This is a genomic window from Alistipes sp. CAG:268, from assembly GCA_000434235.1.
Taxonomy (GTDB): domain Bacteria; phylum Bacteroidota; class Bacteroidia; order Bacteroidales; family Rikenellaceae; genus Alistipes; species Alistipes avistercoris.
In genome coordinates, this window is the sequence record FR891966.1 from 1 (window position 1) to 14,801 (window position 14,801).

Consider the following 14,801-nt stretch of genomic DNA (forward strand, 5'->3'; position numbering starts at 1 on the left):
TACACTCAAGACACAGTATAAGGAGCAGATCATGCCTGCCCTTATGAAGGAGTTCGGCTACTCTAGCGTCATGCAGTGCCCGAAACTCACGAAGATCGTAATCAACCAGGGTATGGGCCAGGCCGTCGCTGACAAGAAGCTCATCGACGTGGCTCAGGAGGAGCTGACGCTCATCGCCGGACAGAAGGCCGTGCAGACGCGTTCGCGCAAGGACATCTCCAACTTCAAGCTGCGTAAGGGCATGCCGATCGGCGTGCGCGTAACGCTGCGCGACACGAAGATGTATGAGTTCCTGGAGCGTCTGATCGCCGTGGCTCTGCCGCGTATCCGCGACTTCAAGGGTATCAACGAGAAGTTCGACGGTCAGGGCAACTACACCCTCGGCATCAACGAGCAGATCATCTTCCCGGAGATTGACATCGACAAGATCACCAAGATCTTCGGCATGGAGATCACGTTCGTAACGACGGCCAAGACAGACGAAGAGGCTTATGCCCTGCTCCGTGAGTTCGGCCTTCCTTTCAAAAACGCTAAAAAGAACTAAGCTATGGCAAAAGAATCGATGAAGGCACGCGAGGTGAAGCGTGAGAAGCTTGCAAAGCGTTACGCTCACAAGCGCGAGGAGATCGCTGCCAAGGTGAAGAGCGGTGAGATGGATCACGAGGAGGCGTGGATCGCACTGTCGAAGCTGCCCCGCAACTCGAATCCCATCCGCCAGCACAACCGCTGCAAGATCACCGGTCGTCCCAAGGGTTACATCCGCCTGTTCGGCATCAGCCGTATCCAGTTCCGCGAGATGGCCTCGAAGGGTCTGATTCCCGGCGTTACGAAGGCAAGCTGGTAGTATGAGCGCAGGACGGGGTGCCGGATGTACGGTATCCCGCTCCTTGCATGATGATGTTCCGTCGTCCGGAGGGTGCGAGCCTGTGGTGCGGCATGCGGTATTTTCGGGGGCTATACCCCGTTCAGACCGGATGTTCGCCGGAAGGATGCGGGGCTGATACGGGTGCCCAACCCGTGTAGTTACGTCACAGTATCGGGGAAAGTGCCGCCTCAAGCGGTAACTTCCCGGTATGTGGGGCGTAGTGAAAGGTTCGGCATTTGGTTGCGAATTTCTCGGACCGGGCGTTCTGTCGGAATGCGCCGCAGGAGAACGGAGGGAGGCTTTGTGAAGCCGTGTCTTGTGCACGGTGACAGGATGCATCCCGTTTCCGTTTGCGGCGGGTCGGTGCAGGACGGTCGGATTACCGGAAGCGGATCGGTCGTCCGGATATGCCCTCTTGGGGTGTGTCGGAGATCCGTTGTTCGGGGCGAACCCCTGCGGTCGTCAAACGGGATTCCGTGCGGAAAGATGTTGGTTGCCTTCGGGTGCCGACATTGTCCGTGTTCCGGGAGAGACGCTTAAAACGCTAAAAATCAAAGGCCGTGCTTGGCCATTTGAGAAATTATGCGTATATTTGCGCGCTTTTGTGCCCGGGTGCGTACGCACGTATGCGGATGCGAGGGCGGCGAAAACAAGGGAAACAAAAACCCGAAGAATCTTCTTCGGATGATTCAAAGGGTTGAATGATAACTAATTACAAACTATTTAATTTTAATTTTCTATTCGTTATGACTGATCCTATTGCGGACTTTCTGACCAGAATTAGAAACGCGGTGAAAGCCAACCACAAGGTGGTTGAAGCTCCCGGTTCCAAAATTAAACAGGAGATCACCAAGATCCTCTACGAGCAGGGCTACATCCTCGCCTACAAGTTCGACACCGACGAGAAGGGTCACCCCACGATCAAGATCGCTCTGAAGTGGGATGCTGCCACGAAGTGCAACGCCATCAAGGACCTCAAGCGCGTCAGCCGTCCGGGTCTGCGTCGCTACGCTTCCGTTTCGGACATGCCCCGCGTACTGAACGGTCTGGGTATCGCTATCCTCTCGACGTCGAAAGGCATCATGACCGACGCCAAGGCCCGCAAGGAGAACGTGGGCGGCGAGGTGCTGTGCTACATCTACTAATGCAAAATCATTAAAAAATCAACGCAATGTCAAGAATTGGTAAATTACCTGTAAACCTGCCTGCCGGCGTTACCGTCGAGGTTGCCGCCGACAATACGGTAAGCGTGAAAGGGCCACTCGGGACGCTGAGCCAGAAAGTTGACTCGGACATCAAGGTAGAGGTCGGCACGCACACGGATCCGCACACGGGAGCTCAGAATCCCGCTGTGATCGTCACCCGCCCCACGAACCAGCCCCGCCACCGCTCGATGCACGGCCTCTATCGTGCGCTGATCCAGAACATGGTCATCGGTGTATCGAAGGGCTATGAGATCAAGCAGGAGCTTGTCGGTGTCGGTTTCAAGGCCGAAGTCAAGGGCCAGGTGCTCGAGATGAGCCTCGGCTATTCGCACGATACGCACTTCCTGCTTCCGAAGGAGGTTACCGCTACGGCCGTTACGGAGAAGAAGGGCAACCCGATCGTAACGCTCAAGAGCGCGGACAAGCAGCTCATCGGCCAGGTGGCCGCCAAGCTCCGCTCGCTGCGCAAGCCGGAGCCGTACAAGGGCAAGGGTATCAAGTTCGTCGGCGAGCAGATCCGTCGCAAGGCCGGCAAATCAGCAGGTGCTAAATAGTAAATAGACTGAAAGAGTTATGTTGAACAAGATAGAAAGAAGAGAGCGCATCAAGATGCGTATCCGCAAGATCGTGAGCGGAACGCCCGCACAGCCTCGTATGACGGTATTCCGCAGCAACAAGCAGATCTACGTGCAGTTCATCGACGACCTGGCAGGCGTTACGCTGGCCACGGCATCCTCGCTGGACAAGGAGGTCGCTGAAGCCGCTGCCGGCAAGACCAAGTGCGAAGTGGCAGCCCTCGTGGGCAAACTGGCCGCCGAGCGCGCCCTGGCCAAGGGTATCTCGGCCGTCGCTTTCGACCGCAACGGCTACCTTTATCACGGACGAGTTAAACAACTGGCCGAAGCTGCACGCGAAGGCGGACTTAAATTCTAAACGATCATGGCAAATACCAATATAAAGAAAGTACGCACGAGCGATCTCGAACTCAAGGACCGCCTCGTGAGCATCCAGCGCGTTACGAAGGTGACGAAGGGCGGTCGCACGTTCAGTTTTTCGGCCATCGTCGTCGTAGGTAACGAGGACGGCGTCGTAGGCTACGGCCTGGGCAAGGCTTCGGAGGTGCAGGCAGCCATCGCCAAGGGCGTGGAGGATGCCAAGAAGAACCTCGTGAAGATCCCGGTAATCAACGGAACGATTCCCCACAAGCAGGAGCAGCGTTTCGGCGGCTCGCTCGTGATGATTCGTCCGGCCGCTCCCGGTACGGGTATCATCGCCGGCGGTGCCATGCGTGCCGTGCTGGAGTCGGTGGGCATCAAGAACGTGCTCGCAAAGAGCAAGGGCTCGTCGAACCCCCACAACCTGGTGAAGGCAACCATCGGCGCCTTGTGCGAACTGCGCGACGCTCACAGCATCGCACGTCTGCGCGGTATCTCGATGGACAAGGTGTTTAACGGTTAATTCTCGAAGAACAATGGCAAGATTGAAAATCACCCAGATCAAGAGCCGCATCGGCGCAACGGAGCGTCAGTGCAAGAACCTCGATGCGCTGGGTCTGAAGCGGATCAACGCAAGCGTCGAGCACGACGACTCGGTGATCATCAAGGGCATGATCGCACGCGTAAAGCACCTCGTCAAGGTCGAGGAGGTCAAATAAGGTTTAACTGCAAACGGAATTTTAGACAATGGAACTCAATAATCTCAAACCCGCAAAGGGTTCTACGCACCACGACAAGCGAATCGGTCGCGGTGCAGGTTCGGGTCACGGCGGCACGGCTACGCGTGGTCACAAGGGAGCTCAGTCGCGTTCGGGATACTCGCGCAAACTCGGTTTCGAGGGCGGTCAGATGCCGCTCCAGCGCCGTCTTCCCAAGTTTGGCTTCACGAACCTGAAGCGCGTCGAATTCAAGGCGATCAACCTCTCGACCCTCGAGGAGCTGGCAGCCAAGAAGTCGCTCTCGGAGGTTACGGTGGACACGCTGGTGGCAGCAGGTTTCGTTTCGACGAAGGACAAGGTGAAGATCCTGGGCAACGGTTCGGTATCGAAGGCCCTGACGGTCAAGGCTCACGCCTTCTCGAAGAGCGCCGAGGCTGCGATCACGGCAGCCGGTGGCAGCGTCGAAAAACTGTAACCCTTAGAACCTCTATATTATGAATCAGTATCTCGTTGTTGGTATCGTCTTTATAGTGATCATCGCTCTTCTGGCGACCAACAAGAAATTGGTGGAAACGCTCAAGAACATCTACAAGATCGAGGAGCTCCGCAAACGTGTACTGTACACGATCGGCCTGCTCCTGGTCTACCGCTTGGGTAGTTTCGTAGTGATTCCGGGCATCAACCCCAACGCCCTGGGCGAGGGGTCGGCGTATGCCAGCCAGTTGGAGGGCAACGGGCTTCTGGGTCTGTTGAACGTCTTCTCTGGCGGTGCATTTGGCAACGCCGCGATCTTTGCACTCGGAGTCATGCCGTACATCACCGCCTCGATCATCATCCAGCTCATGGGTATGATGATTCCGTATTTCCAGAAAATGCAGAAGGAAGGTGAGAGCGGCCGCCGCAAGATGAACCAGTGGACGCGGTTCCTGACGATCGGCGTACTGATCCTTCAGGGCCCGGCCTACATTGCCAACCTCTACATGCAGGTTCCGACGGCGTTCGTCTACGGCAACTCTTTCGGGTTCGTTGCTTATGCGACGACGATTCTGATCGCTGGTACGATGTTCATCATGTGGCTCGGCGAGAAGATCACGGACAAGGGTATCGGCAACGGTATCTCGCTGATCATCATGATCGGTATCGTTGCCCGTCTCCCGCACGCGCTTCTGGCCGAGGTCAATGCGCGTGTGCAGACGGCTTCGGGCAGCGCCATCATGCTGATTCTCGAGCTGGTGCTCCTGTTCGCCGTTTTCATGGCGACGATCGCCCTGGTGCAGGCGGTCCGCAAGGTCCCCGTGCAGTATGCGAAGCGTATCGTGGGTAACAAGCAGTATGGAGGTGTACGGCAGTACATTCCGCTGAAGATGAATGCGGCCAACGTGATGCCGATCATCTTCGCACAGGCCCTGATGTTCATCCCGGCCCTGTTCACCAAAGCCGCTCCCGGCTTTGCCGCTGCCTTCTCCTCCATGACCGGCTTCTGGTACAACTTTACGCTCGCTGTGCTGGTAATCGCGTTCACCTACTTCTACACTGCGATTATCATCAACCCTCAAATGATGGCCGATGACATGAAGCGAAACGGCGGCTTCATCCCGGGAGTGAAACCGGGCAAGCAGACCGTGAACTACATCGATACCATCATGACGCGCATCACGCTCCCCGGTTCCATCTTCCTTGCCATCGTGGCCATCCTGCCGGCGCTGGCGATGAAGTTCCTGGGCATCCAGCAGGCGTTCGCCTACTTCTACGGAGGTACGTCGCTGCTGATCATGGTGGGTGTGGTGCTCGACACTCTCAAGCAGATCGAGAGCTACCTGCTGATGCGTCACTACGACGGTCTGATGAAGACCGGTCGGATTCAGGGTCGCCATTAGCGGTTTTCCGAAGAGCGTTCTTAAAGCGAAGAAATGATCTATCTGAAAACAGACGAGGAGATCGAACTCCTGCGTGAAAACAATATCCTGGTGTCGGAGACGCTGGCCGAGGTGGGTCGCCACATTCGGCCGGGCGTCACGACCAAGGAGTTGGACCGTATCGCCGAGGAGTTCATCCGTTCCCATGGGGCGGTTCCCGCTTTCCTCGGATATGAGGGCTATCCCGCTTCGTTGTGCATTTCGGTAAACGAGCAGGTGGTTCACGGTATCCCATCCTCGAAATGCGTCCTCAAGGAGGGCGACATCGTTTCGGTCGATTGCGGTACGTTTATGAAGGGGTTTGTTGGTGATTCGGCGTATACGTTCGCCGTGGGAGAGGTTGCCGAGGAAGTACGGCAGCTGATGGAAGTCACCAAAGAGGCTCTTTATAAAGGTACGGCGCAGGCCAAGGCCGGTAATCGCGTGGGCGACATATCGGCAGCCGTACAGGAGTATTCCGAAAGTTTCGGCTATGGCGTAGTGCGCGAACTCGAGGGACACGGTTTGGGTCGGAAAATGCACGAAGACCCCGGAGTCCCCAACTACGGTGCGCGCGGCAGAGGCCCCCTTCTGAAGGAGGGTATGGTCATCTGCATCGAACCCATGATCACCATGGGGGCCAAAGCGGTGGTTTTTGAGCGGGATGGCTGGACGGTCCGCACCCGGGACCGCAAACCGGCGGCGCACTACGAGTTCGCCGTGGCGGTTCGCAAATCGGGTCCCGACGTGCTGACGGATTTTAGCATCATCGAACAGGCAATAAAGAATTGAGACTCTATGGCAAAACAGGCTGCTATCGAAAGGGACGGGACGATTATCGAGGCATTGTCCAACGCGATGTTCCGCGTCGAGCTGGACAACGGCCACGTGCTCACGGCCCATATCTCGGGGAAGATGCGGATGCACTACATCAAGATCCTTCCCGGAGATAAAGTAAAAGTGGAAATGACGCCCTACGACCTGACCAAGGGGCGTATCTCCTTCCGGTACAAATAACATTAGATTGCTCGAAAATCATGAAAGTAAAAGCATCCATCAAGAAGAGAAGCGAGGATTGCAAGATTGTGAAGCGTAAGGGTAAGCTCTACGTCATTTGCAAGAAAAATCCCAAGTTCAAAATGCGGCAGGGATAGTGTTTTTTAACGGTTAGTCAAAAAAGAAAAAGAATTTATATGGCACGTATTGTCGGTGTAGATTTACCGAAAAACAAGAGAGGCGAGATCGGCCTGACCTATATCTACGGCATCGGTCGTTCGACGGCTCGCAAGATTCTCGACGCCGCAGGCATCAGCTACGACGTCAAAGTACAGGACTGGTCGGATGACCAGGTCGGCGCCATCCGTTCGACGATCGCCGAGATGGGCATCAAGGTCGAGGGCGAATGCCGCTCGATGGTCCAGCTCAACATCAAGCGCCTGATGGATATCGGCTGCTACCGCGGTATCCGTCACCGTCTGGGCCTCCCGGTCCGCGGACAGTCGACGAAGAACAACGCCCGCACGCGCAAGGGCCGCAAGAAGACCGTCGCAAACAAGAAAAAGGCAACGAAGTAATCTTTAGGGAATTATGGCAAAGAAAACTGGAACAGTTAAGAAGAAGGTTGTTAAGGTCGGTGCCGTGGGCAACGCCTACGTTCACTCCACTTTCAACAACGTGATCATCACCATCACCAACGAGGTGGGTGACGTCATCAGCTGGTCGTCGGCCGGTAAGATGGGTTTCCGTGGTTCGAAGAAGAATACTCCCTATGCCGCACAGACGTCGGCCGCCGATTGCGCCAAGGTCGCTTATGACATGGGCCTGCGCAAGGTGAAGGTTTATGTCAAGGGTCCGGGCGCCGGTCGCGAGTCGGCCGTTCGCACCATCCACGGTGCCGGTATCGAGGTGATGGAGATCATCGACGTCACGCCGCTGCCGCACAACGGCTGCCGCGCTCCTAACCGTCGTCGCGTCTGATTCACGCTTCACAGGTTAAGGAAAGTTTCAAGGATCTATTAATTACGTTAAGACAATGGGAAAATACATAGGACCAAAATCGAAGATCGCCAGAAGATTCGGCGAAGCCATTTACGGTGCGGACAGCGTGCTTGAGAAGCGCAACTTCCCTCCCGGGCAGCACGGTCTGGCTCGCAAGCGCAAGAAGGTGTCGGAGTACGGCACGCAGCTGAGCGAGAAGCAGAAGGCAAAGTACACCTACGGCCTTCTGGAGAAGCAGTTCGCACGCACCTACGAGCAGGCAGCACGTATGGGCGGCATCACGGGTGAGAACCTGCTGAAGTTGCTCGAGTGCCGTCTGGACAACGTCGTTTACCGCTTGGGTATCGCCCCGACGCGTGCAGCTGCCCGCCAGCTCGTTTCGCACTGCCACATCTGCGTGAACGGTAGTGTCGTGAACATCCCCTCGTACTCGCTCCGTGTGGGCGACGTGGTGTCCGTTCGCGAGAAATCGAAGAGTCTGGAAGTGATCACGGCATCTCTGGCCGGCTCGTCGAAGAGCCGCTACGCCTGGTTGGAGTGGGACAACGCCACGATGAGCGGCAAGTTCCTGCAGAAGCCCGAACGTGAAGAGATTCCCGAGAACATCAAGGAGCAGCTCATCGTCGAGTTGTACTCGAAGTAGTAATCTTTCAAATTCACTATTATGGCAATATTAGCATTCCAGAAACCTGAGAAGGTTATAATGCTCGAGTCCACTTCGTCGTTCGGAAAGTTCGAGTTCCGACCGCTGGAGCCCGGATTCGGCATGACTGTCGGTAACGCTTTGCGTCGTATTCTGCTCTCTTCGCTGGAGGGTTACGCAATCACGACTGTCAAGGTAGCCGGTGTCGATCACGAGTTTGCCGCTATCCCCGGTGTGATGGAGGATATGTTGAACATCATCCTCAAGCTGAAGCAGGTTCGTTTTATCCGCACAGTCGATAATCAGGATGCCGAAAAAGTGTCCATTAACGTTGCGGGTGTGACGGAGCTGACTGCCGGATATATCTCGAATTACCTGTCGTTCTTCAAGGTGCTCAACCCCGAGCTGGTGATTTGCCACCTGGCTCCGGGCACGAAGATGCAGATGACGCTCACGATCGGCAAAGGCCGCGGTTATGTCCCGGCCGAGGAGAATACGCCTGCCGACTGCGAGTTCGGAACGCTGCCTATCGACTCGATCTTCACGCCGATCAAAAACGTGAAGTACTCGATCGAGAACTACCGTGTCGAGCAGAAGACCGACTACGAGAAGTTGAATTTGGAAATTACCACCGATGGGTCGATTCACCCCAAGGAGGCTCTGAAGGAGGCCGCCAAGATTCTCATTCAGCACTTCATGCTCTTCTCCGACGAGAAGATCACGGTCAACATGGAAGACACGAACGGCACGGAGGAGTTCGACGAGGACGTTCTCCACATGCGTCAGCTGCTCAAGACGAAGCTCTCGGATCAGGATCTGAGCGTTCGCGCCCTGAACTGCCTGAAGGCTGCCGACGTGGATACGGTGGGTGACCTGGTGAAGCTGAACCGCAACGACCTGCTGAAGTTCCGCAACTTCGGCAAGAAGTCGCTCACGGAGCTGGACGAGCTGCTGGCTTCCCTGAACCTGAAGTTCGGAATGGACGTATCAATCTACAAACTTGACAAAGACTAATTTATGAGACACAATAAGAATTTCAACCACCTCGGCCGTCAGGCGGGACACCGCAAGGCGATGCTGTCGAACATGGCGTCGTCGCTGATTCTGCACAAGCGCATCGAGACGACGCTCGCCAAGGCCAAGGCCGTACGCATGTTCGTGGAGCCTCTGGTCACCAAGTCGAAGGAGGACACGACCCACTCGCGCCGCGTCGTATTCTCGTACCTGAAACAGAAGGAGGCCGTGACGGAGCTCTTCCGCACGATCGCCCCGAAGATCGCCGAGCGTCCGGGCGGCTATACCCGCATCCTGAAGACCGGCTTCCGTCTGGGCGATGCTGCCGAGATGTGCATCATCGAGTTCGTTGATTTCAACGAGGCCTACACGCTGGGCATCACGCCGGCCGCTGCCGCCGAGGCGAAACCCAAAACGCGCCGTTCGCGCAAGTCGGCCGCCAAGAAGACCGACGCCGTCGAGGACGCTACCGTAGTCGAGGGCGAGGCCAAGAAGGCTGCTCCGAAGGCCCCGAAGGCTCCCAAGGCTGCATCGGCCAAGACCGCTGCTCCGAAGGCTGCCAAGAAGACGAACGTGGGCAAGAAGATGTAATGCGGGCCGGACCCGAGGTCCGGTATCCCGAACCGAAAGTCTCCGGAGGGTGTGTCGCAGGACAGACCTCCGGGGGCTTTTTCTTTTTCGAAAACCTGAAAACGATACCGTATGGGAAGAGTTGTCAAGATAGGGGCCCTACTGCTCCTCGGGCTGGTGTGGACGGACTGCATTTTTGCGGCCGATGCGTCGCAGACGCGCAACCTCGACTCGCTGTTGCTCGCGCTCCGCGACCGGGACCAGGCGGTGCGCCGGGAGGTGCTCCGCCTCTCGCAGCAATCCCCGTCGCCGGTCGATTCGCTGCTGTCGGCCTATGCCCGGATGCAGGAGGTCGATGCCGGGAATCAGCGCATGGTCGCCGGGTTGCTTGAGGAGGGCTGGCCCGAGGAGATCTCCGACGAGGCGGGCGAGGCCCTCTGGCTCGTTATCGACCATGCCGACCTCGAGATGCAGCGGCGCTTCATGCCCCTCGTCGAGGAGCAGGTGAAGGCCGGGCGTCTCGCGAAATCGAGTTATGCCACGCTTCTGGACCGGATGCTGATGCGGGAAAACCGTCCACAGCGCTACGGAACGCAGACGCGCTCCTTTACGCGAATCGTCGAGGGTGATTCGGTGTGCGGCCAGCGTGTGTGCTATGTCTGGCCCGTCGAGCATCCTGCGAGTCTCGATTCGCTGCGGGCAGCGATGGGTTTGATCCCTATCGGCGAGTATCTGCAGGCGGTGGAGGAGACCTACGGCGGGCGGTGTATCTGGAATCCGGAGCTGACCGTGGAGCAGCTCGAGGCTCTTCTGCCTGACGAATAATTGCGGGGATCGGGGTTTTGGAGGAAAATTTGCAGAAAAACGAGGGGTTGTCTGTCGATTTTAGATTCCGTTCAGAATCGAGCGCGATCTTTGTATCGTAAAAGAAAACTAAATTCGTTCAACCTGTAAAAAATGACCATGATGAAAAAGATTTTTGTTTCTGCAGCCCTCCTCTTTGCCGGAATCACCGCCTCGTTCGCCGGAGATCGCGAGCGCCCCATCACGCTCGACAAACTGCCTGCCGCGGCCCAGGAGTTCCTCGCCGCGAATTTCAAGGATCTGACGCTGGCCTATGCCGTCGAGGACCCGAAGTTCATCGGCTCGGAGTATGAAGTGATCTACACGGACCGTACGGAGGTCGATTTCGAGAGCAACGGCGAGTGGTCGTCCGTCGAGCGCAAGTATGCGGCCGTTCCCGCGGCGATCGTTCCTGTGCAGATTGCCGATTATGTGAAGAAGAGCTTTGCGGGAGAGTCCATCCGGAAGATCGACCGGGACAAGTACACCTGGGAGGTGGAGCTCTCGAACGGTCTGGAGATCAAGTTTGACCGGAACTTCCAGGTAATCGATATCGACGATTGATACGCTGCCGGCTTTTGCCTGAGTTGTTGCGGCGCGGACCTTCGGGTTTCGCGCCTTCTTTTGTGCCCGGCGCCAGCCTGCTTCCCGGCCGTCGGTGCGCCGGGCCGTTGTCCGCTTCGGTGCACCGACGCGGAGTGAAATGAAACACCCCGGATTCCGCTATGGCCGGAATCCGGGGTGTCCGTTCGGGATCAGACCCGATTACTTGGCGAATCCTTTGCCGATGGCGAGGAAGTCCTCGGCCTTCAGGGCGGCACCGCCGATCAGGCCGCCGTCTACATCCTCCTTGGCGAAGATCTCGGCAGCGTTCGAGGGCTTGCACGAACCGCCGTAGAGGATCGGGCACTCGGCAGCTGCGGCGCCGAACTTGTCGGCGAGCACCTTGCGGATGTAGGCATGGATCTCCTGAGCCTGGTCGGCCGTGGCGGTCTTGCCCGTACCGATGGCCCATACGGGCTCGTAGGCGATCACGAGGTTCTTGAACTGCTCCTCGGTGAGGTTGTAAACGACCTCCTCGATCTGGGCCTTCACTACGTCGAAGTGCTTGCCGGCCTCGCGCTCCTCGAGGTTCTCACCCACGCAGTAGATCGGCGTAAGGTTGTTGGCATAGGCCTGCTCCATCTTCTTGTTGAGCGTAGCGGAGGTCTCGCCGTAGTACTGGCGGCGCTCCGAGTGGCCGAGGATTACATATTTGCAACCCAGGGCGGCGATCATCGAGGCTGCGACCTCTCCCGTGTAGGCACCCTTGGCCTCGGCGGCGCAGTTCTGGGCACCCAGCTCGATGTCCGAACCCTTCAGGGCCTCGGCGACCATTGCCAGGTGGGTGAACGGCGGGCAGACGATGAAGTTCACGCACGAGCATACCTCGCCGCGTCCGGCTACGACGCCCTTTGCCAGTTCGACTCCTTCGGCAGGAAGCATATTCATCTTCCAGTTGCCGGCAACGATTTTCTTTCTCATTTTCGGTCTGTTTTTTATTTGTGTTAATGTGTTCTGTCTTTCATCCCCGGGTTGGATCCGGCCTGTCGGAGCGCGGCTATGGCTCCTGCGTTCCGACGGGCTCGGCAACCTGAGTTATTCCTGCTCCGAGCACCACGCCTTGACCTCTTCGATCGAGGGGGCCTTGAGTCCGAGCTTGTTCTTCTTGTTGAAGCCGCACAGGTCGTTGAAGAACTTGCCGGGGGCCAGTTTGCGCAGCGACTCCACGGTGATGTAGCCCATCTTCTGGATCACGGGCACCCACTCCTCGGGAACGCCGATGGCCGTGTAGGCCTCCACGGGGTCGGCCACGACCTTCTTCTCGGGACGCATCTGCGGGAAGAAGAGTACGTCCTGGATCGACGGCTGGCCGGTCATGAACATCGTCAGACGGTCGATGCCGATGCCCATGCCCGAGCAGGTCGGCATGCCGTACTCCAGGGCACGCACGAAATCCATGTCGATGAACATCGCCTCGTCGTCGCCCTTCTCCGAGAGCCGCAGCTGCTCCTGGAAGCGCTCCAACTGGTCGATCGGGTCATTGAGCTCCGAGTAGGCGTTGCAGAGCTCCTTGCCGTTCACGAACAGCTCGAAACGCTCCGTGAGGTCCTCGTTGTCGCGGTGGCGCTTGCACAGGGGCGACATCTCGATGGGGTAGTCGCAGACGAAGGTGGGCTGGATGAGCTCCTCCTCGCAGTACTGTCCGAAGATGGCGTCGATGAGCTTGCCCTTGCCCATCGTGTCGTCGATCTCGACGTTCAGGCGCTTGCAGGCCTCGCGCAGCTGCTCCTCCGTCTGTCCCGTGATGTCGTAACCGGTCTTCTCGCGGATGGCGTCGGTCATCGTCAGACGGCGGAACGGCGCCTTGAACGATACCTTGCGGCCGTCGATCTCGAGTTCCGTCGTGCCGTTCACGGCCATCGACACCCGCTCGAGCATCTGCTCCGTAAACTCCATCATCCAGCGGTAGTCCTTGTAGGCGACATAGATCTCCATGCAGGTGAACTCGGGGTTGTGCGTGCGGTCCATGCCCTCGTTGCGGAAGTTCTTGCCGAACTCGTAGACGCCGTCGAAACCGCCGACGATGAGCTTCTTGAGGTACAACTCCGTGGCGATGCGCAGGTAGAGGTCGATGTCGAGCGAGTTGTGGTGCGTGATGAAGGGACGCGCCGAGGCGCCGCCCGGAATGGGCTGCAGGATCGGGGTCTCGACCTCGATGTAGCCCTTCGAGTTGAAGAACTCCCGCATCGTGGCCATGATCTTTGCCCGCTTGACGAAGACCTCCTTGACCTGCGGATTGACGATCAGGTCGAGGTAGCGCTGGCGGTAACGGATCTCGGGGTCGGTGAAGGCGTCGAACGTCTTGCCGTCCTTCTCCTTGACGACGGGCAGCGGGCGGATCGACTTCGAGAGCACCGTGAAGCGTTTGCAGTGTACCGACAGCTCTCCGGTGTTGGTACGGAAGGCGAAGCCCTCGACGCCGACGAAGTCACCGATGTCGAGCAGTTTCTTGAAGACCGTATTGTAGAGCGTCGGGTCGCCTTCGGGGCAGATGTCGTCGCGGCGGATGTAGACCTGAATGCGGCCCGTATGGTCCTGCAGTTCGAAGAACGAGGCGCTGCCCATGATGCGGCGCGACATGATGCGGCCGGCGATGCGGACGTCGTCGTAGTTGTGCTTTGTGTCGTCGTAATTTTCGGCGATTTCACGCGCCGTGGCCGTCACTTCGTAACGTGCGGCGGGATAAGGCTCGATGCCCAGGTCGCGCAACGCCTTGAGCGACTGGCGGCGCAACTGTTCCTGTTCGCTGAGTTCGATTGCCATGTATGTTCGTCTTTTTGGTTTATAGCTTGATTCGATTGCGCAAAATTACGAAAAAAAGGGCACATTCGCAATTATTTCCCCCGGGCGGTGTCCCGGCCGAGACGGAGCAGCGCCCGGTGGGCCGCCCAGCCGAGGAGCATGCCGAGGAGCATGCCCCAGAGGATGTCTGCGGGGAAGTGCTTGGCAAGGTAGATGCGCGAGTAGCAGATCGCCGCGGTACAGAGCACCATCAGCAGGGTGAACCACCGCCGGCGGATCGTCGTGCAGGCGAGTACGGCGAGTGTTACGGAGGTGGCGGCATGGGCCGAGACGGTGCCGAAGCGGCCGCTCACAGCCTCGGCGGGAACATGCACCGCCCAGTCGCCGGAGTAGCCAGCTGCGGCCAGCGCTTCGGGGGAGAGCCTCCGCAGGACCTGCAGCGAGTCGGGTGCGATGTCGAGTCCTTCGAGCGAGGGGGTGAACATCGGCCGCCAGCGGGGTTCGAGACCCGGCAGCAGACCGCCCAGCGGCCCGTTGTGCTTGAAGATGCCGGCCACCATGTCGGCCAGCCCTACTGCGGCGGCCATCAGAAGGAGGAAGAGGAGCGTTCCTCGCCAGCCGGCCCGGCGCCAGACGAGCCAGAGGATCAGCGCATAGAGCGGCAGCCACATCGCGACGCCCGACAGGGCGAGCATGATCCGGTCGCAGAGCGCTCCGCCGTCGAAGTTGAGCGCGAGGAAGAGTTGTTCGTCGAAAGCCATGGGCGGTG

General features: G+C 58.1%; 22 protein-coding genes. 19 read left to right on the forward strand and 3 right to left on the reverse strand.

Annotation, left to right across the window (positions count from 1 at the left end; genetic code table 11):
• From rplE to QZL63_RS00455, 19 genes are all read left to right on the forward strand, one after another.
• A partial coding sequence (rplE, locus tag QZL63_RS00365) for a 50S ribosomal protein L5 (RefSeq protein WP_290585188.1) occupies positions 1-544 on the forward strand: 544 nt, incomplete at its 5' end.
• A gap of 3 nt (positions 545-547) precedes the next feature.
• Positions 548-844 carry a 30S ribosomal protein S14 gene (gene rpsN / locus QZL63_RS00370; RefSeq protein ID WP_022307370.1) on the forward strand — a complete coding sequence of 99 codons (297 nt, stop codon included), beginning with the start codon at positions 548-550 and terminating at the stop codon, positions 842-844.
• Between the two features lie 767 nt (positions 845-1,611).
• Positions 1,612-2,010, forward strand: coding sequence for a 30S ribosomal protein S8 (gene rpsH / locus QZL63_RS00375; RefSeq protein WP_022307371.1), 399 nt, complete (start codon positions 1,612-1,614; stop codon positions 2,008-2,010).
• A 26-nt stretch (positions 2,011-2,036) separates the two neighbouring features.
• The gene (gene rplF, locus QZL63_RS00380; protein ID WP_022307372.1) at positions 2,037-2,624 is read left to right on the forward strand and encodes a 50S ribosomal protein L6; all 588 of its coding nucleotides are present in this window, start codon (positions 2,037-2,039) and stop codon (positions 2,622-2,624) included.
• Positions 2,625-2,643: 19 nt separating this feature from the next.
• The gene (gene rplR / locus QZL63_RS00385) at positions 2,644-3,003 is read left to right on the forward strand and encodes a 50S ribosomal protein L18 (protein WP_022307373.1); all 360 of its coding nucleotides are present in this window, start codon (positions 2,644-2,646) and stop codon (positions 3,001-3,003) included.
• Between the two features lie 6 nt (positions 3,004-3,009).
• A complete protein-coding gene (gene rpsE, locus QZL63_RS00390; RefSeq protein ID WP_022307374.1) occupies positions 3,010-3,528 on the forward strand; it encodes a 30S ribosomal protein S5 in 519 nt (172 codons plus the stop codon).
• 13 nt (positions 3,529-3,541) lie between these two features.
• On the forward strand, positions 3,542-3,724 hold the full coding sequence (rpmD, locus tag QZL63_RS00395) for a 50S ribosomal protein L30 (RefSeq protein ID WP_022307375.1): 183 nt from the start codon (positions 3,542-3,544) through the stop codon (positions 3,722-3,724).
• Between the two features lie 28 nt (positions 3,725-3,752).
• The gene (rplO, locus tag QZL63_RS00400; protein WP_022307376.1) at positions 3,753-4,199 is read left to right on the forward strand and encodes a 50S ribosomal protein L15; all 447 of its coding nucleotides are present in this window, start codon (positions 3,753-3,755) and stop codon (positions 4,197-4,199) included.
• Positions 4,200-4,218: 19 nt separating this feature from the next.
• Positions 4,219-5,601 (forward strand): preprotein translocase subunit SecY, encoded by a 1,383-nt coding sequence (secY, locus tag QZL63_RS00405; RefSeq protein ID WP_022307377.1) that lies wholly within the window; start codon positions 4,219-4,221, stop codon positions 5,599-5,601.
• A gap of 33 nt (positions 5,602-5,634) precedes the next feature.
• Positions 5,635-6,411 (forward strand): type I methionyl aminopeptidase, encoded by a 777-nt coding sequence (gene map, locus QZL63_RS00410; protein WP_022307378.1) that lies wholly within the window; start codon positions 5,635-5,637, stop codon positions 6,409-6,411.
• 6 nt (positions 6,412-6,417) lie between these two features.
• Entirely contained in the window at positions 6,418-6,636 is a 219-nt protein-coding gene (infA, locus tag QZL63_RS00415; RefSeq protein WP_009597667.1) for a translation initiation factor IF-1, read from the forward strand.
• A 20-nt stretch (positions 6,637-6,656) separates the two neighbouring features.
• The gene (ykgO, locus tag QZL63_RS00420; RefSeq protein WP_010262443.1) at positions 6,657-6,773 is read left to right on the forward strand and encodes a type B 50S ribosomal protein L36; all 117 of its coding nucleotides are present in this window, start codon (positions 6,657-6,659) and stop codon (positions 6,771-6,773) included.
• A 39-nt stretch (positions 6,774-6,812) separates the two neighbouring features.
• A complete protein-coding gene (gene rpsM / locus QZL63_RS00425) occupies positions 6,813-7,193 on the forward strand; it encodes a 30S ribosomal protein S13 (protein ID WP_022307379.1) in 381 nt (126 codons plus the stop codon).
• A 13-nt stretch (positions 7,194-7,206) separates the two neighbouring features.
• Positions 7,207-7,596: a 30S ribosomal protein S11 gene (rpsK, locus tag QZL63_RS00430; RefSeq protein WP_022307380.1), complete on the forward strand. Its 390-nt coding sequence runs from the start codon at positions 7,207-7,209 to the stop codon at positions 7,594-7,596.
• 55 nt (positions 7,597-7,651) lie between these two features.
• A complete protein-coding gene (gene rpsD / locus QZL63_RS00435) occupies positions 7,652-8,260 on the forward strand; it encodes a 30S ribosomal protein S4 (protein WP_022307381.1) in 609 nt (202 codons plus the stop codon).
• A gap of 21 nt (positions 8,261-8,281) precedes the next feature.
• Positions 8,282-9,274, forward strand: coding sequence for a DNA-directed RNA polymerase subunit alpha (locus tag QZL63_RS00440; protein WP_290585207.1), 993 nt, complete (start codon positions 8,282-8,284; stop codon positions 9,272-9,274).
• A gap of 3 nt (positions 9,275-9,277) precedes the next feature.
• The gene (rplQ, locus tag QZL63_RS00445; RefSeq protein ID WP_022307383.1) at positions 9,278-9,865 is read left to right on the forward strand and encodes a 50S ribosomal protein L17; all 588 of its coding nucleotides are present in this window, start codon (positions 9,278-9,280) and stop codon (positions 9,863-9,865) included.
• A 111-nt stretch (positions 9,866-9,976) separates the two neighbouring features.
• A complete protein-coding gene (locus QZL63_RS00450; RefSeq protein ID WP_022307384.1) occupies positions 9,977-10,669 on the forward strand; it encodes a DUF6624 domain-containing protein in 693 nt (230 codons plus the stop codon).
• Between the two features lie 141 nt (positions 10,670-10,810).
• Positions 10,811-11,251: a PepSY-like domain-containing protein gene (locus QZL63_RS00455; RefSeq protein WP_022307385.1), complete on the forward strand. Its 441-nt coding sequence runs from the start codon at positions 10,811-10,813 to the stop codon at positions 11,249-11,251.
• 201 nt (positions 11,252-11,452) lie between these two features.
• On the opposite strand, the gene tpiA is transcribed toward QZL63_RS00455, so the two are convergent.
• The 3 genes from tpiA to QZL63_RS00470 form a co-directional block, all read right to left on the reverse strand.
• On the reverse strand, positions 11,453-12,211 hold the full coding sequence (gene tpiA, locus QZL63_RS00460; RefSeq protein ID WP_022307386.1) for a triose-phosphate isomerase: 759 nt from the start codon (positions 12,209-12,211) through the stop codon (positions 11,453-11,455).
• 114 nt (positions 12,212-12,325) lie between these two features.
• Complete coding sequence (lysS, locus tag QZL63_RS00465; protein WP_022307387.1) at positions 12,326-14,053, reverse strand: lysine--tRNA ligase; 1,728 nt, start codon at positions 14,051-14,053, stop codon at positions 12,326-12,328.
• A gap of 71 nt (positions 14,054-14,124) precedes the next feature.
• A complete protein-coding gene (locus tag QZL63_RS00470) occupies positions 14,125-14,793 on the reverse strand; it encodes a phosphatase PAP2 family protein (RefSeq protein WP_022307388.1) in 669 nt (222 codons plus the stop codon).
• Positions 14,794-14,801 lie beyond the last annotated feature (8 nt).

Coding starts and splice junctions, on each gene's coding strand:
- QZL63_RS00470 (WP_022307388.1), bottom strand. CDS start 14,793: ATGGCTTTCGACGAACAACTCTTCCTCGCGCTCAACTTCGACGGCGGA.
- rpsD (WP_022307381.1), top strand. CDS start 7,652: ATGGGAAAATACATAGGACCAAAATCGAAGATCGCCAGAAGATTCGGC.
- rpsN (WP_022307370.1), top strand. CDS start 548: ATGGCAAAAGAATCGATGAAGGCACGCGAGGTGAAGCGTGAGAAGCTT.
- tpiA (WP_022307386.1), bottom strand. CDS start 12,211: ATGAGAAAGAAAATCGTTGCCGGCAACTGGAAGATGAATATGCTTCCT.
- rplF (WP_022307372.1), top strand. CDS start 2,037: ATGTCAAGAATTGGTAAATTACCTGTAAACCTGCCTGCCGGCGTTACC.
- infA (WP_009597667.1), top strand. CDS start 6,418: ATGGCAAAACAGGCTGCTATCGAAAGGGACGGGACGATTATCGAGGCA.
- rpsH (WP_022307371.1), top strand. CDS start 1,612: ATGACTGATCCTATTGCGGACTTTCTGACCAGAATTAGAAACGCGGTG.
- rplQ (WP_022307383.1), top strand. CDS start 9,278: ATGAGACACAATAAGAATTTCAACCACCTCGGCCGTCAGGCGGGACAC.
- lysS (WP_022307387.1), bottom strand. CDS start 14,053: ATGGCAATCGAACTCAGCGAACAGGAACAGTTGCGCCGCCAGTCGCTC.
- rplO (WP_022307376.1), top strand. CDS start 3,753: ATGGAACTCAATAATCTCAAACCCGCAAAGGGTTCTACGCACCACGAC.
- ykgO (WP_010262443.1), top strand. CDS start 6,657: ATGAAAGTAAAAGCATCCATCAAGAAGAGAAGCGAGGATTGCAAGATT.
- rplR (WP_022307373.1), top strand. CDS start 2,644: ATGTTGAACAAGATAGAAAGAAGAGAGCGCATCAAGATGCGTATCCGC.
- QZL63_RS00440 (WP_290585207.1), top strand. CDS start 8,282: ATGGCAATATTAGCATTCCAGAAACCTGAGAAGGTTATAATGCTCGAG.
- secY (WP_022307377.1), top strand. CDS start 4,219: ATGAATCAGTATCTCGTTGTTGGTATCGTCTTTATAGTGATCATCGCT.
- rpsE (WP_022307374.1), top strand. CDS start 3,010: ATGGCAAATACCAATATAAAGAAAGTACGCACGAGCGATCTCGAACTC.
- rpsK (WP_022307380.1), top strand. CDS start 7,207: ATGGCAAAGAAAACTGGAACAGTTAAGAAGAAGGTTGTTAAGGTCGGT.
- QZL63_RS00450 (WP_022307384.1), top strand. CDS start 9,977: ATGGGAAGAGTTGTCAAGATAGGGGCCCTACTGCTCCTCGGGCTGGTG.
- rpmD (WP_022307375.1), top strand. CDS start 3,542: ATGGCAAGATTGAAAATCACCCAGATCAAGAGCCGCATCGGCGCAACG.
- rpsM (WP_022307379.1), top strand. CDS start 6,813: ATGGCACGTATTGTCGGTGTAGATTTACCGAAAAACAAGAGAGGCGAG.
- QZL63_RS00455 (WP_022307385.1), top strand. CDS start 10,811: ATGAAAAAGATTTTTGTTTCTGCAGCCCTCCTCTTTGCCGGAATCACC.
- map (WP_022307378.1), top strand. CDS start 5,635: ATGATCTATCTGAAAACAGACGAGGAGATCGAACTCCTGCGTGAAAAC.